General features: G+C 71.0%; 6 protein-coding genes. 4 read left to right on the top strand and 2 right to left on the bottom strand.

The window, feature by feature from the left end:
- A partial coding sequence (locus ACWCPM_RS34555) for an acetyl-CoA carboxylase biotin carboxyl carrier protein subunit (RefSeq protein ID WP_450980222.1) occupies positions 1-463 on the top strand: 463 nt, incomplete at its 5' end.
- A gap of 218 nt (positions 464-681) precedes the next feature.
- Here the strand turns inward: ACWCPM_RS34555 and ACWCPM_RS34550 are convergent.
- On the bottom strand, positions 682-1,656 hold the full coding sequence (locus ACWCPM_RS34550; RefSeq protein WP_450980221.1) for a DeoR/GlpR family DNA-binding transcription regulator: 975 nt from the start codon (positions 1,654-1,656) through the stop codon (positions 682-684).
- Between the two features lie 176 nt (positions 1,657-1,832).
- Entirely contained in the window at positions 1,833-3,281 is a 1,449-nt protein-coding gene (locus ACWCPM_RS34545; protein ID WP_450980220.1) for an NAD(P)H-quinone dehydrogenase, read from the bottom strand.
- Positions 3,282-3,374: 93 nt separating this feature from the next.
- Between ACWCPM_RS34545 and ACWCPM_RS34540 the strand changes: the two genes are divergently transcribed.
- The 3 genes from ACWCPM_RS34540 to ACWCPM_RS34530 all read left to right on the top strand — a co-directional run bounded on the left by ACWCPM_RS34540 (position 3,375) and on the right by ACWCPM_RS34530 (position 5,068).
- Positions 3,375-3,812 carry a gamma-glutamylcyclotransferase gene (locus ACWCPM_RS34540; protein ID WP_450980219.1) on the top strand — a complete coding sequence of 146 codons (438 nt, stop codon included), beginning with the start codon at positions 3,375-3,377 and terminating at the stop codon, positions 3,810-3,812.
- 52 nt (positions 3,813-3,864) lie between these two features.
- The gene (locus ACWCPM_RS34535; RefSeq protein ID WP_450980218.1) at positions 3,865-4,143 is read left to right on the top strand and encodes a hypothetical protein; all 279 of its coding nucleotides are present in this window, start codon (positions 3,865-3,867) and stop codon (positions 4,141-4,143) included.
- A 100-nt stretch (positions 4,144-4,243) separates the two neighbouring features.
- The gene (locus ACWCPM_RS34530) at positions 4,244-5,068 is read left to right on the top strand and encodes a purine-nucleoside phosphorylase (protein WP_450980217.1); all 825 of its coding nucleotides are present in this window, start codon (positions 4,244-4,246) and stop codon (positions 5,066-5,068) included.
- The last annotated feature ends 227 nt before the right edge of the window (positions 5,069-5,295 follow it).

Here is a 5,295-nt window from a genome sequence, read left to right as displayed (position 1 = left end):
CCCCTTCACGGTCCACACCCGCTGGATCGAGACCGAGTTCGTCAACGACATCAAGCCCTTCACCGCACCCATCGACGGCACCGACGACGAGGACATCAGCCGCGAGACCGTCGTCGTCGAAGTCGGCGGCAAGCGGCTCGAGGTCTCCCTCCCGTCGTCCCTGGGCATGTCGCTGGCCCGTACCGGCCTCGCCGCCGGTGCCAAGCCGAAGCGCCGCGCCGCGAAGAGGTCGGGGCCGGTCGCGTCGGGCGACAGCCTCGCCTCGCCGATGCAGGGCACCATCGTCAAGATCGCCGTGGAGGAGGGTCAGGCCGTCAAGGAGGGCGACCTGATCGTCGTCCTGGAGGCGATGAAGATGGAGCAGCCGCTGAACGCCCACAAGGACGGCACCGTCAAGGGTCTGACGGCGGACGTCGGCGCGTCGATCACGTCGGGCGCGCTGATCTGCGAGATCAAGGACTGACCGGACGTACGACATCTCTGCCGCCCGGCGGACCGCTTTGCCGCGTCCGCCGGGCGCTTTGTTTCAGCCGGTCACTGTCCGCCTCGGTCGCCCAGGGTGGTCTCTCACGGCCGGGCTCCGAGGCGTGGAGGCGCCCCGCGGGTACTCACGACGGCGCCGAGGAGGCCCTGACGGAGGGCCTCTCGGGGCAGCCCGCTCGGGAACGGGTCAACGGCCCGTCACCGGCGCCGCAGATCGGCCACCCTGGCCCGCTCCCCGCCCGGCGACTGCTCGCCGAGGACGGCTGCCGTGCGCAGGGCCGACCCGGCGCCCGGGACCTGGCCGCGCCGGGGGCCGGGGAGTGGCACGTCCCGGCGCTGCTGGCGCCCCGGGGGGCCCTCACCGCCCGCGCTACCCGAGTTTCCCGGGGCTCCCGTGCCGGCCACGGCGATCTGGACGCCCTGGTCGGCGAGCGCCTGCAGCTCGGTGGCGGCACGGTCGTCGTGGCCCGGCGGCTCGTCCGTCACCAGCCGGGTGATCACATCCGTCGGCACGGTCTGGAACATCGTGTCCGTACCGAGCTTGGTGTGATCCGCGAGGACCACGACCTCGGCGGCGGCCTGGACGAGAGCCCGGTCGACGGATGCCGAGAGCATGTTGGACGTGGACAGACCGCGTTCGGCGGTCAGGCCGCTACCGGAGAGGAAGGCCCGGGACACCCGCAGCCCCTGGAGGGACTGCTCCGCGCCCGACCCTACGAGGGCGTAGTTGGAACCGCGGAGCGTACCGCCGGTCATCACCACCTCCACCCGGTTGGCATGGGCCAGGGCCTGTGCCACGAGGAGCGAGTTGGTGACGACGGTCAGGCCGGGGACCCGGGCGAGCCGGCGGGCCAGCTCCTGGGTCGTCGTACCGGCCCCGACCACGATCGCCTCGCCCTCCTCCACGAGGTTCGCGGCGAGGTCGGCGATGGCGGTCTTCTCGGCGGTCGCGAGATGCGATTTCTGCGGAAAGCCGGATTCCCGCGTGAATCCGCCCGGCAATACCGCACCGCCGTGCCGGCGGTCTAGGAGTCCTTCTGCCTCCAGTGCGCGCACGTCCCGCCGTACGGTCACTTCGGAGGTCTGGACGACGCGGGCGAGCTCACGGAGCGACACGGCCCCGTTGGCGCGCACCATTTCGAGGATCAACTGGCGACGTTCTGCAGCGAACACGAAACTGACAGTAACCCCAACGACCGTCTGCTTTCAGCAGTTTGCGCCGAATAACAGAAGTTGTTCGCACACGTCAGTGGGAAGTGGTATAGCAGGCTACCCACGCCGCCTATGCCGCACGCATGGTCGGCAACTCCCCGTGACCAGCGAGGAGTTGCTTTCAGCCGCCGGTGCCGTCAGCCCTCGCCCGTCGCCTTGCGGGTGTGGAGCTGGCGGGCCACCTCCGCGATCGACCCCGAAAGGGAGGGGTAGACGGTGAACGCGTTCGCGATCTGTTCGACCGTCAGATTGTTGTCGACGGCGATCGAGATCGGATGGATGAGTTCGGAGGCGCGCGGCGCGACCACCACACCGCCCACCACGATCTCCGTGCCCGGACGGCAGAAGATCTTGACGAAGCCGTCCCGGATGCCCTGCATCTTCGCGCGCGGGTTGCGCAGCAGCGGCAGCTTCACCACGCGGGCGTCGATCACACCGCCGTCGACGTCGGCCTGGCTGTAGCCGACGGTGGCGATCTCGGGGTCGGTGAAGACGTTGGACGAGACGGTCTTCAGGTTCAGCGGGGCCACCGCGTCGCCGAGGAAGTGGTACATGGCGATACGGCCCTGCATGGCCGCGACGGACGCCAGGGCGAAGACCCCCGTGACGTCACCGGCGGCGTACACGCCGGGGGCGCTGGTGCGCGAGACCCGGTCGGTCCAGATGTGCCCGGAGTCCTTCAGCCGGACCCCGGCCTCCTCCAGCCCCATGCCCTCGGTGTTGGGGATCGCGCCGACGGCCATCAGACAGTGCGAGCCAGTGACGACCCGGCCGTCGGAGAGGGTGACCTCGACCCGGTCCCCGACCCGCTTGGCGGAGGCGGCCCGCGAGCGTGCCATGACGTTCATGCCGCGCCGCCGGAAGACGTCCTCCAGCACGGCGGCCGCGTCCGGGTCCTCGCCCGGCAGGACCCGGTCCCGGGACGAGACCAGCGTGACCTTGGAGCCGAGTGCCTGGTAGGCGCCCGCGAACTCGGCGCCGGTCACACCCGACCCGACCACGATCAGCTCCTCGGGGAGCTCGTCGAGGTCGTAGACCTGCGTCCAGTTCAGGATGCGCTCGCCGTCGGGCCTGGCGTCGGGCAGCTCACGGGGATGCCCGCCGGTGGCGATGAGCACCGCGTCCGCGACGAGCGTCTCCTCGCTGCCGTCCGCGGCCCGCACCACGACCTTCCGCGACCCGTCGAGCGCCTGCATGCCCTCCAGCCGCCCGCGCCCGCGCATCACCCGCGCCCCGGCCCGCGTCACCGCGGCGGTGATGTCGTGCGACTGGGCGAGCGCGAGCCGCTTCACCCGCCGGTTGACCTTGCCGAGGTCCACGCCGACCACGCGGGCGGACTGCTCCATGTGCGGGGTGTCGTCGGCGACGATGATGCCCAGCTCCTCGTACGAGGAGTCGAAGGTGGTCATCACCTCTGCCGTGGCGATCAGGGTCTTCGACGGCACGCAGTCGGTCAGCACCGACGCTCCGCCCAGACCGTCGCGGTCGACGACGGTCACCTCCGCCCCTAGCTGGGCGGCCACCAGGGCCGCCTCGTATCCGCCGGGTCCGCCACCGATGATCACGATCCGAGTCACGTACTCCATTGTCCCGCACCCTTCGATGTGCGACTGCCCCGGGTACCACAGGTACCCCTGACACGGAAGTGACGCGCTGGCCGACTGCCGTACTCTCGACCCATGTCGCTCTACGCCGCCTACGCCGGCAACCTCGACGCGCGGCTGATGTCCCGCCGCGCCCCCCACTCGCCGATGCGGGCCACGGGGTGGATGAACGGCTGGCGGCTGACGTTCGGCGGCGAGCAGATGGGCTGGGAGGGCGCGCTCTCGACGATCGTCGAGTCGACCGCCTCCCAGGTCTTCGTCGCCCTCTACGACGTCGCACCCATGGACGAGGAGTCACTCGACCGATGGGTCGGCGTCGGCCTCGGCGTGTACCGCCGGATGCGCATCCGCGTCCACACCCTCGAGGGCGAGGAGGGCGCCTGGGTCTACGTCCTCAACGGTTACGAGGGCGGACTGCCCTCGGCCCGCTACCTGGGCGAGATCGCGGACGCCGCCGAGTCGGCCGGCGCGCCGCACGATTACGTGATGGAGCTGCGCAAGAGGCCCTGCTGAGGAAGGCCCGCCGCTCCTACACTGAGGGGATCGACGCCCCACGGGAGACCGTATGCCCCCCACCACGTACGACGTCTACTTCACGGTGCAGGCGGCCGAGGCCCGGGACCGGCTGGAGGACAGACAGCGCATCGGCTTCGACAAGGGCATCTCGCTGCTGGCCCGCGACCCCTTCCTCTCCGTGTCACGCCCCATAAGCGCCACCGGCGACGACCGTACGATCCGGCTCACCCAGAACATCATCGTGGAGTACACGGTCAGCCGGGGCCGGCTGCTCATCTTCATCGTCGAGGTCTTCAACGACAAGGACGTCCTCGTCACCGACGAATGACCGTGGCGGCGCCTCTCGTCGGAAACGACAAGACAACGATCGCCATCCCGTGACCTCCGTCATCTACGCGCGTAGGACCAGACCGGCTACGCTCGTCCGCGTGAACGCATCTCTTCTTCCGGACGACATCCAGGGCGACCCCTACGCCGCCGCCGACGCCGCTGCCGCGCGCCTGCGCGAACTGACCGGCGCCGAGTCCCACGACGTCGCCCTCGTGATGGGCTCCGGCTGGGCCCCGGCCGTGGACGCGCTGGGCGCGCCCGACGCCGAGTTCCAGGTCACCGAGCTGCCCGGGTTCCCGCCGCCGGCGGTCGCCGGGCACGGCGGGAAGATCCGCTCGTACGGGATCGGCGACAAGCGCGTCCTGGTCTTCCTCGGCCGCACGCACTACTACGAGGGCCGCGGCGTGGCCGCCGTCGCGCACGGCGTGCGCACCGCCGTCGCCGCCGGCTGCAAGACGATCGTGCTCACCAACGGTTGCGGCGGCCTGCGCGAGGGCATGCGCCCCGGCCAGCCGGTGCTGATCAGCGACCACATCAACCTGACGGCGACCTCCCCCATCGTGGGCGCGAACTTCGTCGACCTCACCGACCTCTACTCGCCCCGCCTGCGCAACCTGTGCAAGGAGGTCGACCCCTCGCTGGAGGAGGGCGTCTACGCCCAGTTCCCCGGCCCCCACTACGAGACCCCGGCCGAGATCCGCATGGCGCGCGTGATCGGCGCGGACCTGGTGGGCATGTCGACGGTCCTGGAGGCCATCGCCGCACGCGAGGCGGGCGCGGAGGTCCTCGGCATCTCCCTGGTCACGAACCTGGCCGCGGGCATGACCGGAGAACCCCTCAACCACGAGGAGGTCCTCCAGGCGGGCCGCGACTCCGCGACCCGCATGGGCGACCTCCTGACCCAGGTCCTGGACCGCCTGTAACCGCACACCGCACCGGAAACGTCGCCCCCGGAACCCGCACCCGCACCCGCACCCGCACCCGCACCCGCACCCGCACCCGGCGTCATGGGACCCCGGCGTCAGCCCCCCCCTCCTCCCCCCTCCCCCCCACCCCCCGGGACTCGCAGTCGCACGCGGCGGGAAGGGGTCGGGCCGGGGGGTGTCCGCCCGCAGCGGTTGGCGCGTCAACACGGGTAAGTCGGTGAAAG

Source organism: Streptomyces sp. NPDC002309 (assembly GCF_053593375.1).
This window is presented reverse-complemented; position numbering and strand designations above follow the sequence as displayed.